This is a genomic window from Bacillus cereus group sp. BfR-BA-01453, from assembly GCF_022662915.1.
Taxonomy (GTDB): Bacteria; Bacillota; Bacilli; order Bacillales; family Bacillaceae_G; genus Bacillus_A; species Bacillus_A paranthracis.
Map to the genome: position 1 here is coordinate 806442 of NZ_JAKUEN010000001.1, position 15852 is coordinate 822293.

A 15852-nucleotide genomic window follows, 5' to 3' on the forward strand; every position below is an offset into this window, starting at 1 on the left:
TTTCATGTATTATATTAACAGAGCTTTATTAATATTTAATTAAGCCATTGTTAATATATTGTAAACATCCTTCATCCTATTTTTCAGTTGCTGATTTTGGTAAAACAACTGTAAAGGTTGTCCCTTCTCCTACTTCACTATCCACTGTAATCGTACCGTGATGGGCCTCGACTAAATGCTTTACGATTGATAATCCAAGACCTGTACCACCAGTATTTCTACTTCTCGCTTTATCAACTCGGTAAAAGCGTTCGAAAATACGCGGGATTTCATCTTTACTAATACCAATTCCAGTATCCGATACTTTTATATAAGCATTATATTTATCTTCTGCTAATTCTACAGAAACAACGCCTCCAGCCGGTGTATATACGATTGCGTTATTCATTAAATTAATAAAGATTTGCTGCAAACGACTTGGATCTCCAATGACAGAGACACGTTTTAATACATTTACTTGTAAAGAGATTTCTTTTTCTCCCGCTTTATTATCGAGCACCATATGAATATCTTCAAGAAGTCCCTTCATATCAACGGTACCCATATTCAATTTAAATCCTTGTTGCTCAATCTTTGATAAATCTAATAAATCTTCAATTAATCCTTGCATACGTTCACTTTCTTTTAAAATAATATGCAAGAAATGCTCGCAGAATTTTTTATTATCCATAGCACCGTCTAAAAGTGTTTCTGAAAAACCTTTAATAGAAGTAATCGGCGTTTTTAGTTCATGAGAAACATTCGCTAAAAAGTCTTTTCTCATTTGTTCTAACTTTTTCAGCTCGGTAATGTCATGGAATACAAGGACAATCCCTTTCCATTCATGGTTCGTCCCGATAATCGGTGCTCCATATACCTCGAAATGCTTTCGCTCAATTCCAAGTGGCAATAACATTTGTTTACGCACTTTCACTTCTGTCATAAAGATTTCTTCCACAAGCTCTATAATTTCCGGATGATGAAACGACTCATAATATAAACGATCTAAATATTCTTCATCTGTGACGTGGAAAGTTTCCTTATATGAACGGTTTACAAGGTTTATATAACCGCGGCTATCAATTAAAATCATTCCACTTCCCATATTTTCAATTAACGTATGCAGACGATCTTGTTGCATTTCTTGTTCAAGTGTCATCTCTTGCAAATTACGCGCTAAAATATTAATCGCCTTACTTAACATTCCCGTTTCATCCGAATGACTTTCATAAGCGCGTGCTTTATAATTTCCCTTCGCTAGTTCAATAGCCACTTTCGTAACGGATTCAATTGGCCTAATATATTGCCCTGTAATTTTCATACCTAAAAATACGACAACGAGGCATGCAATAACGAATCCGATAATTAATAGTCCCCACGTTTTTTGATGAACGTCTTTCAAAGGCTCAATTGTACTTTTCACCAAAATGTACCCTTGTTTCCCTGCTACATCTTGCACGAACACCGCATGGTAAAATTCATTATTTTGATCTGTTTCTTTCGTAATGACTTTATTTCTTTGTTTCGTTGTTTCAGAGGAAAGTTCTTTTATTATCCCTTGGCTAAAAGCAGACGGTTCTCCCCTGCTATATTGAACTTTCTTTTTCTCATCTACAAAGGCAATAGAAGCTTGAATTTTTTCTTCTAGCTTTTTAAATATATATGGATTTTTTAAAACATCATCAAAACCTTGTTCTTCTGCTAATACCGCAACATACTCTGTCTCTTTTACCATTCTCTCTTTTGCATGATCTATATAGTAGTTTTCAAACACGGTTTCCAGCAATAAACCGAGTCCGACTAAAATAAAAACAATAAGAGAAACAAATGTAAAAAGAAGCCTGGAACGAAATTTATTCATCCCCTTTTGGCTCCTCTAATTTATATCCTAAACCACGTATCGTTTTAATGTACGTCGGTTTTTTCGTATTTTGTTCAATTTTATCGCGCAAATGGCTAATATGAACGTCAACAATTCGTGTATCACCAGCAAAATCATAATTCCATACAGCACTTAATAATTGATCACGCGTCAACACACGACTCTTATTTTTCGCAAGATAAACAAGTAATTCAAATTCTTTTGGTGTTAATTCAAGCTTTCTTCCTTGGAAATAAGCCTCATAAAACTCCGGTAAAATTTTAAGTTCAGCAATTGTAATGCTCTCTTCATCTGACAATTCTGTAACTTGCTCTTCTTGTTGTAATTTCGTACGGCGTAAAATTGCCTTCACACGCGCAACAACTTCCCTTGGGCTAAATGGCTTCGTCATATAATCATCCGCCCCAAGTTCAAGACCTAGCACCTTATCAAACTCATCATCTTTTGCTGTCAACATTAAAATCGGCGTCATAACGCGCTGCAATCGTAATTCTTTACATACTTCCATACCATCCATTTTTGGAAGCATTAAATCTAATATAATTAAATCTGGACGTTCTGTTGTCGCTTTTTGAAGCGCCATTTCTCCATCCATCGCTGTTATCACTTCAAAACCAGCTTGTTGTAAATTAAATTCGATTAAAGTTAAGATAAACTCCTCATCATCAACTACTAAAATACGATTGTTCATTCTTTTCCTCCAAGTTATAGACTTGAAACCTTCTTCATCCTAGTATTTTCCCCGTTATTCTCATCATACTAGAAAACAAGGTCCCTCTCAATATAATTGTCTATACATGGATTCAGATTGTTCTATTGTGATTACTCATTCGCTTCCATTAACGCATTGTTATCCATACTTTATATACTTCTATATTTTCACTCCATTCTACTTCCGTATGAATATTGAATTCGTAATTTTTTGCTAGAAAGAACGAAAGAGCATACGCTATTTTATAGTCCCGCGTTTCATATCCACCAAATACTCTTCCATACATTTCATTCGCGATCCCGTCTGCCCACACTTCAGCCTCTCTCATCGTTTCAAAGATAACGTCTTCTCTCTTCCATCTCATCTAAAAAAACCACTCCTTCAATTGACTTTAATTATCAAATCACTATATAGTAAATATTGTTAATCTTAAAATCCTAATATAAAAGATAAGGAGACTCTATTATGCGACTAGTGCTACCTATTCTATCTTTAATAGTAACGTGCATTCTTACATTCAACGCCCCAAGCTGGGACACGATTAAAACAGGTTGTTCTGATTTCGCCGAAGGATTCACACAAGGATTCTTCAACTAAAAATAGCGCTAGCTCCTTATAAAAGGTATGCTAGCGCTATTCACATTTTCATGTTTTAAAAATTATCTAATGCTTTTTCCATAATAGAGACTGATTTGTAAGGTGGCGTTACTGTTAATGAGCCTTTCACAACAGTATCCCCTTTTTCATCATGAGCAGATACAAGCATATCAATTGTATGTTCCTCCTCAGAAACAGCCACAACTTCAAAGTGGATTTGTAACGTTTCATAATGGTGAACATGCTTCACGAACGTAAGGTCCTTTCTCGTAATATGACTACCTGGACCTGGTAAATATTTCGTAACTGCCGTTGTAATCATTCCAGTTAGCATAATACTTGGTACAATCGGCTTTTCATACGGAGTTTGGGATGCGTAATCATGCTGAATATATAATGGATTGGCATCATTCGTTAACCCTAAGTACAATAACAAATCTTTATCCTCAATTTTTTCAGTGATAGATAATTTCTCTCCTACTGTAATTTCATCCATTTTACGACCAATTTGAACTTTTTTCTTTAACATGTTACAACCCCCTCCGATTTTTTCACCTTATTATCCTACTAAAAGCGATACTTGATCCGATATTTACTATGATGAGGGCAATGTATAGTATAAATCTACAGTTTCATTATAGGATATTACAAATGATAGCGTTTTCATGTTATTTCAAAAAAACATTTGTATAAATAGTAGAAAAAGATTCGGGGCCCCGAATCTTTTTCTACTTATATTTAATGATTAAACAAGAACCTTCATAACATTACGTACAGATTCTACAGAGCGATCTAACGCTTCTTTTTCATCTGCAAGAAGTTCTAATTCAATAATTTTTTCAATTCCGTTACCACCTAGAATTACTGGTACCCCTAAGTAAAGGTCACTATAACCGTATTCACCTTCAAGGTACGCAATAGCCGGTAATACACGGCGTTGATCTTTTAAGATTGCTTCTGTCATTTCAACTAAAGAAGCAGCTGGTGCGTAATATGCACTACCGTTTCCTAATAAGCCTACAATCTCGCCGCCACCTTTACGGGTACGTTCTACGATTGCTTCTAAACGCTCTTTCGGAATTAACGTTTCTAACGGAATGCCACCTGCATATGAATAACGTACAAGAGGTACCATATCGTCACCGTGTCCACCAAGAACAAATCCTGTAATGTCTTTCACAGAAAGATTTAATTCTTGTGCGATGAATGTACGGAAACGAGCTGTATCTAATACGCCCGATTGACCGATAACACGCTCTTTCGGGAATCCTGCTTCTTTAAATACAGAATATGTCATTGCATCAACTGGATTTGTTAATACAACAATAATCGCATTTGGTGAATGTTTTGCAATGTCGCGCGTAATACTTTTCATAATTTTGGAGTTTGTTGCTACTAAATCATCACGGCTCATACCAGGCTTACGCGCAATACCCGCTGTAATCACAACAACGTCAGAATTAGCAGTATCTGCGTAATCAGATGTTCCAATAATGTTAGCATCAAAACCTTGTACTGGGCTCGCTTCTAACATATCTAACGCTTTCCCTTTTGTTGGATTTTCCAGCTGTGGAATGTCCACTAATACAACATCTGCAAGTTCTTTTTGTGCTAATAAGAATGCTGTTGTTGCTCCTGTAAATCCTGCACCGATGACTGAAACTTTCTTGCGTTTGATTGTCATAATTTACCCCCCGCTTTAATTATGCGTTTTTGATTATCGCTACATCCATGTTTTTAATAAGTTCATTAGCGAACTCAGAACATTTCACTTCTGTTGCACCTTCCATTAAGCGTGCGAAATCATAAGTTACTACTTTTGAAGCAATTGTTTTCTCAACAGAAGCAGTTACTAATTTCGCAGCTTCGTTCCATCCTAAGTGTTCTAATAATAATACACCAGAAAGAAGAACTGAAGATGGGTTTACTTTATCTAAACCTGCATATTTTGGAGCTGTACCGTGCGTAGCTTCAAAGATAGCATGTCCAGTTACATAGTTAATGTTTGCACCAGGTGCAATACCAATTCCACCTACTTGTGCAGCAAGTGCATCAGAGATGTAGTCTCCGTTTAAGTTCATTGTTGCAACAACATCGAACTCACGTGGACGAGTTAAAATTTGTTGTAAGAAGATGTCTGCAATAGAATCTTTTACGATGATTTTTCCAGCCACTTCAGCGTCTGCCATCGCTTTATTCGCTGCATCTTTACCATCTTTCTCAACGATACGATCATATTCAGCCCAAGTAAATACTTTGTCGCCGAATTCTTGTTCCGCTACTTCGTAACCCCAGTTTTTGAAAGCACCTTCTGTAAATTTCATAATGTTTCCTTTATGAACTAATGTAACAGAAGAGCGTTTTTCGTTAATTGCATATTGAATTGCAGCACGAACAAGACGCTTTGTCCCTTCTTCTGAGATTGGTTTAATACCAATACCAGATGTTTCTGGGAAGCGGATTTTATTAACACCCATTGCTTCTTTTAAGAAAGCAAGAACTTTTTCTGCTTCTGGAGATCCTTGCGCATATTCAATTCCAGCATAAATGTCTTCTGTATTTTCACGGAAAATAACCATATCAGTATCTTCCGGACGTTTTACAGGTGAAGGAACACCTTCAAAATAACGAACTGGACGTAGACATACATATAAATCTAATTCTTGACGAAGTGCTACGTTTAGAGAACGAATACCACCGCCAACTGGAGTTGTAAGTGGACCTTTAATCGCGATTAAATATTCACGAATTAAATTTAAAGTTTCTTCTGGTAACCACTCGCCTGTTTGGTTGAATGCTTTTTCCCCTGCAAGCACTTCTTTCCAAACGATTTTCTTCTCACCATCATAAGCTTTTTCAACTGCTGCTTCTAGTACACGAGATGCAGCTGCCCAAATATCAGGACCAATTCCATCTCCTTCGATAAATGGAATAATCGGATTGTTTGGTACATTCATAACACCATTAGTTACAGTAATTTTTTCACCTGTCGTCAATGTGATAACCCCCATGTTTGAAATTTCATATGTATGAAACTGAGGGAATAACCCCTCAGTTCAAACCGTTAGTCAAATTAAAATATTCTAATCATTACATCTTTCCGAAAAAATCAGACTTTTGAAAGCGTATTTTCACTATCAAAATAGTGTTATTCGCTTATCGTTGTGCAATTGGAACATACACTTGATGTGTTGGTCCATTATAATCAGCACGCGGACGGATTAAACGGTTATTTTCATATTGTTCTAGAATATGAGCTAACCAGCCTGACATACGGCTAATTGCAAAAATAGGTGTAAATAAGTCATGGTCAATTCCTAAACAATGGTATACAGAAGCTGAATAGAAATCAACATTTGGTGGAAGACCTTTTTCTTTTGTTACAATGTCTTCAATTTTGATAGACATATTATACCATTTCTCTTCTCCTAAAAGCACGCATAATCTCTTAGACATTTCGCGTAAATGTTTTGCACGTGGATCACCATGCTCATATACACGGTGGCCAAAGCCCATAATTTTCACTTTATTTTGAAGAGCATTATGAATATATGATTCTACATTTTCTTCTTCGCCAATTTCAGTTAACATCTTCATTACATTTTCATTTGCCCCGCCGTGAAGAGGACCTTTTAACGCACCGATTGCTGCTGTAATGCCAGAATATACATCTGAAAGTGTAGCTACACAAACGCGTGCAGTAAATGTAGAAGCGTTTAACTCATGATCTGCGTGAAGGACAAGTGCCTTATCAAAAGCTTCAATTTCAACTTCATTTGGCTCGCGATCATTTAACATGTACAAGAAGTTTGCAGCTAATGATAAATCATTTCTAGGCTCAACAACATCTAAGCCTTTACGGATTCTTGCGTAAGCAGCAACTAAAGTTCCCACTTGAGCCTGTAATTTAACCGCTTTCAAATAATTGGACTTTTCATCCATAATTTCAGCGCTCTCATCGTATAATGATAGCATGGAAATTGCAGTTCGTAAAACAGACATCGGATGTGCGATTTTTAAATCTACTTGTTTCAAATATGCTAAAATCTCACCTGGAACTTTATAGTATTCCGATACAATCTCCTTAAATTTCGCTAGTTCTTGCTCGTTAGGAAGCTTGCGATGCCATAATAAGTACACTACTTCTTCAAATGTAGCATTCTCAGCTAAGTCATCAATATTATACCCAACATAAGTTAATGTATCATCAATAATAGAGCTCACAGATGATGTTGTTGCTACTACCCCTTCTAAACCTCGAATAACAGTCATGACATTCTCTCCTTTTCCTGAAAATTCTCCCAACCTTGCTCCTTATATCTATTTGCTCCCCTTTTGAATTATGAACGCCCGTTCACTCTTTAGGCAAGCAAAATGCACGATCATGCAAATTTGTTGCGATGTTCCCCTCTTATTGTCCATTGTTTACATGGAAAGCATGAGCGTGAATGTCTCCCCGAATCCTCACGCTCAAAACAACAAGTTAGTGAGGAAAATGAATTCCGAAGAGTTTTATGATAAAAACAACATAAAGCAATATCATTATAAAATTGTTTTATGTTGTTTTTATTTTATCTGGTGTAAAGTCTCTGCTGTTATGTAACTTTTCAAAGTTTCTAATCCTATTATAAACAATTATCTGACTTTTGTGAACAGAAAGAATTCAAAAATTTTATATTACTATAAAATTCTTTATTTAAACATCTGTATAATGTTCATAACTGCATAGGCAATTCCAGCCCCAATTAATGGACCTACAGCGACCCCATTAAATAAAGCAACTGCTATAATTGTCCCGAAAACGAGTGCAGTTGTAATATGAGGATCTGTCGTTAATAATTGTACGCCACCTTTCGCTAACAGAGCAACTGCTACCCCTGAAGCTAAAGCAATCCATGCATAATACGATTTCGCTGCTTCCCCAAGTTGTTTAAAGCCTATTTCCCCCGTTGCAATCGGTACGAGTACTGCTATTGTAATAACCGTAACACCGAGGTTAATCCCTTTCGTTTGTAGATAAGGGAAGACTTTATCTCCTAGAAACGTAAATTTCAATAGAAATAACACACCAATAGCTACAGTAAGCGATTGGTTTTTCGCAATAAGTCCTATAATAAGTAGTATGAATAAAAATAACGTTGACTGACTAATCATGTTTGCACTTCCTTTCTGAAAATAATGAACTCATTTCCAAACCAAAATACCTTTAAACCTATCGTTATACATGCTATATCGATGCCTATCCAACATGAATCACTTCATTTTTTTATGCATTTTAAAATGAAAAACTGAGACTTTCACCATCCAAATGTAAGCATGTATACATTTTAAAAAACGGGCGTCTCTCCTTTCTTTTCTAATTAGAAACAGGTAAAATAAAAAGAAGAGAAAATGAAGTTTTTACCATATAGTAGAAGCATCAACAGCAAGCTTTCACAGTCACTCACATACTGAAAAAGCAGGAAAAATCCATCATTCCACTATAACATAAAGTGAAACTTTAATCAGTGGGGTACACTCGTTATAAGTTGAACGAATTAGGATAATCCAAATTGGAATGGGAGGTATACATCTTTGAATCGAAACTTACTATATATGATATTGCGACTCGTATTTGTCATTGTAGCTACGGTAGCCGGGTTCTATGCATTACTATATATGTCAGGACTTATCTATCCTTTTATTATCGCTTTCGCATTTGCTTATTTGATTAATCCTGTCGTCAATTTTCTTAATCAAAAACTACAATTCCCCCGCGCACTCGCAGTACTCGTTAGCTTAATTCTCGTATTTGGAGCTATCGTCGGACTCGTTACATACCTTGTAACAGAAGCAATATCTGCTACAACATACTTACTACAACTTGTTACAGTAAAATTTCCGGATATCGTTGCATTCGCTCAGCAGTTTGCACTTAATCATATTATGCCTCTCTACGATGATTTAATTTCTAAATTTAATCATCTTGGGGAACCGCAGCGCTATACGATTACACAAAACATTCAAAACTTAGGAACCGAAGCAACGACGCAAATGAAAGAACTTTTAACCGCTATTATAAGCGGGTTAACAAATTTCATTAGTGCACTACCAACTACTTTAACTGTACTTGTATTCGTTTTATTAGCCACTTTCTTCATTAGTTACGATTGGCATCGTCTTGCTCAGAAAGTAAGAAAGTTTTTGCCCAACCGTGTTCATGGCTATGGAAAAACTATTTTTGTGGATTTAAGAAAAGCTTTATTCGGTTTTGTTAAAGCACAACTTACACTCGTATCTATGACAACTGTTATTGTACTAATCGGACTTTTAATATTACGCGTACCATACGCCATTACTATCGCGATTATTACAGGGGTTGTAGATTTACTCCCGTATTTAGGAACAGGAGCTGTCTTCGTTCCTTGGGTTATATACGTATTTTTCACTGGCGACACTGCTTTCGCCATCGGTCTTCTCATTTTATACATCGTCGTGATTGTCCAAAGGCAAATTATGGAGCCAAAGGTACTTTCATCTAATATCGGCCTTGATCCATTAGCAACACTGATTGCTCTATTTGTCGGCTTTAAGCTCTTTGGCTTCTTAGGATTAATCATCGGTCCAGTCACCTTAGTACTACTTAATACATTACACAAAGCTCGTGTATTCCATGATTTGTGGAAATATATTAAAGGCTCACCTTCAAAATAATAGTTTCTAATTCATACACAACCAAAAACTTACATATAATCAGTGGAAATTCCCCACTGATTATTCCTTGTACTTATTTTTCATACTCATTACACACAACAAGAGAATTACCCTAAAAACAGGATAATTCTCTTGTTTTTCGCATAAAAAACGCATATTTCGTGGTATTTTTACATATTTATTCTAATAATTTTATATTTATTACTTACATTTATTACTTTTTATGTAAATGAATAAATATACAAATCGGCATAGAATGAGACTTAAACTGACCATTTACCTATTCTTATTTAACTTTTTTCATTCCAATTCATTCTTTTTTACATACAAAAAAAACAATCTTAAGTTCAGATTCCCACTTTAAACACACTGATTCAGAGCTAATAACTCCCAAATCACATATCCAATCGAAAAAATACACAACAAATACAACAAAGTAAAACTTTAATCTAAAGGATCCTATCCCCATCGATTATCAACCGTCACATTCACCGCATATTAAAACACATCTTTCATTAACTGAACTTTAACCACTCTCTCATCCTTTTACAGACAAAAAAAAAAAAAAAAAAAAAAAAAAAAAAAAAAAAAAAAAAAAAAATAGTGCTTAGATCGCTATAATCTAAGCACTATTTCTGCACAATAATAGTTGAGTTTTTTCTAAACTTCCATTCCATCCACTTCATAACAAACGGCTTCAATAAAGCCCTCGTCATAGGGACAACAAAGATGAAACCTATTATATCCGTTACATATCCAGGAAGCACTAAAAGAATACCCCCTACAAAGATAAAAATACCATCTAAAACCGCTGCTCCTGGCATTTCTCCTCTATTCAACTTAGATTGAATCTCTCCAAGTACTTTAAACCCTTGTCTTTTCGCCAAATACACACCTACAACGCCTGTAAATACGATCATAGCGAACGTAGACCACAAACCTATTACATGACTCGATCCAATTAAGACTGTAATCTCAATAGCCGGTATTAATATAAACAAGAATAGTAACCACTTCATAGTTCTACACTCCTTTCATATCCTATCACTTTAAACGCCCTCACAACGTCCATATACACCATATAAAAGCTAAACGCACTTTCCCATCAAACTTCATAATAAACAGCTTTTAAAAGCAATTTCAGACGTTTTAAGCTAGTTTTACCTCATTTTTGTGTAAAAAAAAGAGAAGGACTCCGATCCTTCTCTCCGTATTACTTATAGCACTTCCGCATGTCCATTATAAACAATTCCGCGTGCTGCATCAACTGTTACTTCTTGGCCATTTTTTAAAGTTGCTGTTACGCCGTTTACACCAACGATAACAGGAATACCGATTGATACACCTACAACAGCCGCATGGCTTGTTAGGCCGCCTTCTTCTACAACTAGAGCAGCAGCTTTTTCGATTGCAGGGATCATATCTTTATCAGTGCTTGTTGTAACAAGGATATCACCTTCGTTTACGTTCGCTACAGCTTCAGCAGCTGTTTTCGCTACAACTACTTTACCTTTTGCAGCTTTACGACCGATCCCTTGTCCTTTAGCAACTTCTTCACCAACAACGTGGATTTTCATTAAGTTTGTTGTACCAGTTTCAGCAACTGGAACACCAGCAGTGATTACTACAGTGTCTCCAAGTCCGATTAGACCTGCATCCATACCTGTTTGAATCGCTGTATCTAACATTTCGTCAGTAGAAGCTGCGCGCTTCTCAGCCATAAATGCTTGTACACCCCAAACAAGTGCAAGACGACGTCCTACTTGCTCGTCAGATGTTACAGCTACGATTGGAGATTTTGGACGGTATTTAGAGATCATTTTCGCAGTATATCCACTTTCTGTTGGAGCTACGATTGCAGCTACATCAAGAGCAAGTGCTGTATGCGCAACAGATTGGCTAATTGCATCTGTAATTGTTGGAGTGAACTCTTTAATACGTTTTTTGAACATATCTTCATATTGTAATGATTTTTCAACACGTACTGCAATGTTAGCCATCATTGTTACTGCTTCTACTGGGTATTGTCCAGCAGCTGTTTCACCTGAAAGCATGATTGCGTCTGTACCATCGAAGATTGCGTTAGCTACGTCACTTGCTTCCGCACGAGTTGGACGTGGGTTACGTTGCATAGAATCTAACATTTGTGTTGCAGTAATAACTGGTTTACCTAACACGTTACATTTTTTGATTAGACGTTTTTGTACTAATGGTACTTCTTCTGGTGGAATTTCTACACCCATATCACCACGAGCTACCATTAAACCGTCAGAAACCTCTAAGATTGAATCGATGTTGTCGATACCCTCTTGGTTTTCGATTTTTGGTACGATTTGGATATATTGAGCGTTATGCTCTTCTAGTAATTCACGGATTTCTAATACGTCAGCTGCTTTACGTACGAATGAAGCTGCGATGAAATCAACTTTTTGCTCAATACCGAAGATGATATCTTTTACGTCTTTTTCAGTGATACCAGGAAGCTTAATGCTTACGTTTGGTACGTTAACACCTTTTTTATTTTTTACAGTTCCGCTGTTAAGAACTTTTGTACGGATGTTTCCGTCAGCTTTTTCGATTACTTCTAGCTCGATAAGACCGTCATCGATTAGAATGCGAGAACCTGGGTTTACATCGTCATAAAGACCAGCATAAGACACAGAGAACTTCTCTGCAGTACCTAATACTTGCTCAGTAGAAATAACTACTTCTGCACCTGTTACAAGCTCAGCTTGTCCGTCTACGAAGTCGTGAGTACGGATTTCTGGACCTTTTGTATCAAGTAAGATACCAACTGTTTTACCAGTTTTCTTTGAAGCTTCACGAATGTTTTTAATACGAGCGCCGTGTTCTTCATGGCTACCATGAGAGAAGTTTAAACGAGCAACGTTCATACCTGCTTCGATTAATTGCTCTAATTTTTCAATACTTTCACTAGCAGGACCTATAGTACATACAATTTTAGTTTTACGCATATTGCACCTCCGAAAATTATGAAACCGTTCCCAAATAAAAAGCATTACGCCGATTAGATGGATAATTCTTTAGATAATTGATACATATCTTTATCGATTGTATGCTTTTGAGCTAACGCTTCGATAATATCATGATCAACAAGTTTGTTATCTTGAATACCTACACAACGTCCACCTTTACCAGCAATTAATAATTCAACTGCTCTTGCACCAAGACGGCTTGCTAATACACGGTCTTGTGCACTTGGTGATCCACCACGTTGTACGTGACCTAATACAGTTACGCGAGTATCAAAGTTTGTTGCTTCTTCAATGTGCTTACCGATGTCAATTGCACTTCCAACACCTTCAGCTACAACGATAATACTGTGTTTTTTACCACGTTCACTACCGCGCTTCAGACGAGCGATAACATCTTCCATGTCATACTCTTCTTCTGGAATTAAGATTGTTTCCGCACCATCAGCTAAACCAGCCCATAATGCGATATCACCAGCGTGACGTCCCATTACTTCGATAACATATGTACGTTCATGAGATGTAGCTGTGTCACGAATTTTATCAATTGCATCAATAACAGTGTTTAAAGCTGTATCGAAACCAATTGTGAAGTCTGTTCCAGGGATATCATTGTCAATTGTACCTGGTACACCAACACATGGGAATCCTTGTTCAGTTAATTTTTTAGCGCCTTGGTAAGAACCATCTCCACCAATAACAACAAGTCCTTCGATACCGTGTTTCTTTAATTGCTCGATACCTTTTAGTCGTACTTCTGGGTCTTTAAACTCAGGACATCTTGCTGTATATAATTTCGTACCACCGCGGTGGATAATATCGCCAACAGAACCTAGTTCTAATTTTTCAATGTGACCAGAAATTAATCCAGCGTATCCATGGTAAATACCATATACTTCGATATCATGGAAAATCGCTTTACGAACAACTGCACGAATGGCAGCATTCATACCAGGTGAATCTCCACCACTTGTTAATACACCAATACGTTTCATTTGTACTCACCTCATAAAGATTATTTGCCTTATAATAAAATAACACGAAAAAATATAAAAATACAATGGAGAAGATGTGTCTTTTCATAATAAAAACGTGCATTCGCGAAGTGGAACGCACGCTTTTCTTATTTTATCCAAATGGAAGCGTTTGAAAACGAAACTTGCCCAATTTTCATATATTTTTCATAACGTTTTTCGATTAATTCATCTTTCGAAATTCCGTTTAATTGTTCAAAAGTTTTCCCTAGCATTAAATCTATATTTTCTGACTGTTTCAAAATATTACGGTGTGCTCCACCTTTTGCCTCTGGAATAATTTCGTCAATTACACCTAATTCTTTCAAATCCGCTGCTGTAATTCTCATCGCCTCTGCAGCTTCCTTTGCTTTTCCTGCATCTTTCCAAAGAATTGCCGCTGCACCCTCTGGCGTAATAACAGAATAAGTGGAATTTTCTAGCATATGAATGTAATCTCCTACTCCAAGACCTAGTGCACCACCACTACCACCTTCGCCGATAACGATACAAATAACAGGCACCGTTAAGCCTGCCATTTCAAATAAATTGCGGGCGATAGCTTCACTTTGACCACGTTCTTCAGCAGCTTTACCAGGATAAGCTCCTTTCGTATCAATAAAACAAATAATTGGACGATTGAACTTTTCCGCCTGCTTCATTAAACGCAATGCTTTTCGATATCCTTCTGGGTGAGGCATCCCAAAATTACGGCGAATATTTTCTTTCGTATCTTTTCCGCGTTGATGCCCGATTACAGTTACAGGCATCCCTTTATACTTCGCAATGCCGCCGACAATCGCTGCATCATCGCCAAATAGACGATCTCCATGACATTCAAAAAAATCAGTAAATAAGTGCTCAATATAATCGAGCGTTGTCGGTCGTTCTGCATGACGAGCAATTTGAACACGGTCCCATACTTTCATATTGCCGTATATATCTTCCTCTAAATTTTCTAGCTTGTCTTCCAAAATACGAATCTCCTCACTGAAGTCCATCTGGCTGTTTTTCGTATAGTCTTTCAGTTCACGAATCTTATTTCTTAGCTCAACAACTGGTTTCTCAAATTCTAGCTCTGCCATACAGCCATTTCCCCTCCTTGATGAACTTCTAAAATCTTACGAAGCGATTCTCTCATATCATCACGATGTACCACCGCATCTAATTGACCATGTTCTAGTAAGAATTCTGCCGTTTGGAAATCTTCCGGTAGTTTCTCACGCACCGTTTGTTCAATTACACGTCTACCAGCAAATCCGATCAGCGCCCCTGGTTCTGCAAGATTATAATCACCAAGTGAAGCGAAACTCGCTGAAACCCCGCCCGTCGTTGGATGAGTCATAACAGAAATAAATAATCCTCCTGCATTACTATGCTTTTTCAAAGCTACGCTTGTTTTTGCCATTTGCATTAAACTTAATATCCCTTCTTGCATACGGGCACCACCCGAAGCAGTAAAGATAATAAATGGAACTTGTAAGTCGTACGCCTTTTCAACCGCACGGGCAATTTTTTCTCCTACAACAGAGCCCATGCTCCCCATTCGAAAACGAGAATCCATTACTGCAACAACAACAAGCATGTCATCAATTGTTCCTTCACCAGTTACAACCGCTTCGTTCAATTCAGTCTTTTTACGATCGCTCTCTAGTTTCTCTTCATAATCTGGAAACTCGAGTGGATTTAATGAAACCATTTCTTTGTCATACTCACGGAATGACCCTTCGTCCAATATACTATCAAGACGTTCCCATGCATTCATAGGATGATGATATCCACAATTCACACATACTTTTAAATTTTTTAGAAGCTCTTTCGTATACATGATTTTTTTACATTTCGGACATTTTGTCATAACGCCGTCTGGTACATCTTTTCGTACTTGTTCTGAAGGTATTGCAGCGTACTTTTTCTTTTTCACGAATAAATCTCTTAGCACAATTTGACCCCCTTCGTTGAGAGCTAAGGTTAGCGTAAGAA

At 36.9% G+C, this 15852-nt stretch carries 15 protein-coding genes; 2 read left to right on the forward strand and 13 right to left on the reverse strand.

The window, feature by feature from the left end:
- Nucleotides 1–76: 76 nt before the first annotated feature.
- The 3 genes from phoR to MR070_RS04250 form a co-directional block, all read right to left on the reverse strand.
- Entirely contained in the window at nt 77–1840 is a 1764-nt protein-coding gene (gene phoR, locus MR070_RS04240) for a sensory box histidine kinase PhoR (RefSeq protein ID WP_242260609.1), read from the reverse strand.
- Nucleotides 1833–2552: a two-component system response regulator PhoP gene (gene phoP, locus MR070_RS04245; RefSeq protein WP_242260611.1), complete on the reverse strand. Its 720-nt coding sequence runs from the start codon at nt 2550–2552 to the stop codon at nt 1833–1835. Before phoP ends, phoR begins: the two co-directional genes overlap by 8 nt.
- A gap of 148 nt (nt 2553–2700) precedes the next feature.
- A complete protein-coding gene (locus MR070_RS04250; RefSeq protein WP_001267382.1) occupies nt 2701–2937 on the reverse strand; it encodes a hypothetical protein in 237 nt (78 codons plus the stop codon).
- A gap of 101 nt (nt 2938–3038) precedes the next feature.
- Here MR070_RS04250 and MR070_RS27040 point away from each other — a divergent pair, with 101 nt between their 5' ends.
- Nucleotides 3039–3170, forward strand: a complete 132-nt coding sequence (locus tag MR070_RS27040; protein ID WP_001241581.1) for a hypothetical protein — start codon at nt 3039–3041, stop codon at nt 3168–3170.
- Nucleotides 3171–3225: 55 nt separating this feature from the next.
- Here MR070_RS27040 and MR070_RS04255 read toward each other — a convergent pair whose 3' ends face one another.
- From MR070_RS04255 to MR070_RS04275, 5 genes are all read right to left on the reverse strand, one after another.
- Nucleotides 3226–3699: a MaoC family dehydratase gene (locus MR070_RS04255; protein WP_000914178.1), complete on the reverse strand. Its 474-nt coding sequence runs from the start codon at nt 3697–3699 to the stop codon at nt 3226–3228.
- A gap of 216 nt (nt 3700–3915) precedes the next feature.
- Nucleotides 3916–4854: a malate dehydrogenase gene (gene mdh, locus MR070_RS04260; RefSeq protein ID WP_138321024.1), complete on the reverse strand. Its 939-nt coding sequence runs from the start codon at nt 4852–4854 to the stop codon at nt 3916–3918.
- A 19-nt stretch (nt 4855–4873) separates the two neighbouring features.
- Nucleotides 4874–6166 carry an NADP-dependent isocitrate dehydrogenase gene (icd, locus tag MR070_RS04265; protein ID WP_000206898.1) on the reverse strand — a complete coding sequence of 431 codons (1293 nt, stop codon included), beginning with the start codon at nt 6164–6166 and terminating at the stop codon, nt 4874–4876.
- A 160-nt stretch (nt 6167–6326) separates the two neighbouring features.
- Nucleotides 6327–7475 carry a citrate synthase gene (citZ, locus tag MR070_RS04270; RefSeq protein WP_138321022.1) on the reverse strand — a complete coding sequence of 383 codons (1149 nt, stop codon included), beginning with the start codon at nt 7473–7475 and terminating at the stop codon, nt 6327–6329.
- Nucleotides 7476–7862: 387 nt separating this feature from the next.
- The gene (locus tag MR070_RS04275; protein ID WP_000625506.1) at nt 7863–8324 is read right to left on the reverse strand and encodes a DUF441 domain-containing protein; all 462 of its coding nucleotides are present in this window, start codon (nt 8322–8324) and stop codon (nt 7863–7865) included.
- 420 nt (nt 8325–8744) lie between these two features.
- Here MR070_RS04275 and ytvI point away from each other — a divergent pair, with 420 nt between their 5' ends.
- Entirely contained in the window at nt 8745–9863 is a 1119-nt protein-coding gene (gene ytvI / locus MR070_RS04280) for a sporulation integral membrane protein YtvI (RefSeq protein ID WP_001081397.1), read from the forward strand.
- Nucleotides 9864–10492: 629 nt separating this feature from the next.
- Here the strand turns inward: ytvI and MR070_RS04285 are convergent.
- The 5 genes from MR070_RS04285 to accD all read right to left on the reverse strand — a co-directional run bounded on the left by MR070_RS04285 (nt 10493) and on the right by accD (nt 15811).
- Nucleotides 10493–10882 (reverse strand): FxsA family protein, encoded by a 390-nt coding sequence (locus MR070_RS04285; RefSeq protein ID WP_000871625.1) that lies wholly within the window; start codon nt 10880–10882, stop codon nt 10493–10495.
- Between the two features lie 198 nt (nt 10883–11080).
- Nucleotides 11081–12838: a pyruvate kinase gene (pyk, locus tag MR070_RS04290; protein WP_001232661.1), complete on the reverse strand. Its 1758-nt coding sequence runs from the start codon at nt 12836–12838 to the stop codon at nt 11081–11083.
- 53 nt (nt 12839–12891) lie between these two features.
- Nucleotides 12892–13851, reverse strand: a complete 960-nt coding sequence (pfkA, locus tag MR070_RS04295) for a 6-phosphofructokinase (RefSeq protein WP_000821163.1) — start codon at nt 13849–13851, stop codon at nt 12892–12894.
- Between the two features lie 128 nt (nt 13852–13979).
- Nucleotides 13980–14954: an acetyl-CoA carboxylase carboxyl transferase subunit alpha gene (gene accA / locus MR070_RS04300; RefSeq protein ID WP_138321018.1), complete on the reverse strand. Its 975-nt coding sequence runs from the start codon at nt 14952–14954 to the stop codon at nt 13980–13982.
- A complete protein-coding gene (gene accD / locus MR070_RS04305) occupies nt 14942–15811 on the reverse strand; it encodes an acetyl-CoA carboxylase, carboxyltransferase subunit beta (protein ID WP_060632501.1) in 870 nt (289 codons plus the stop codon). Before accD ends, accA begins: the two co-directional genes overlap by 13 nt.
- Between the last annotated feature and the right edge of the window lie 41 nt (nt 15812–15852).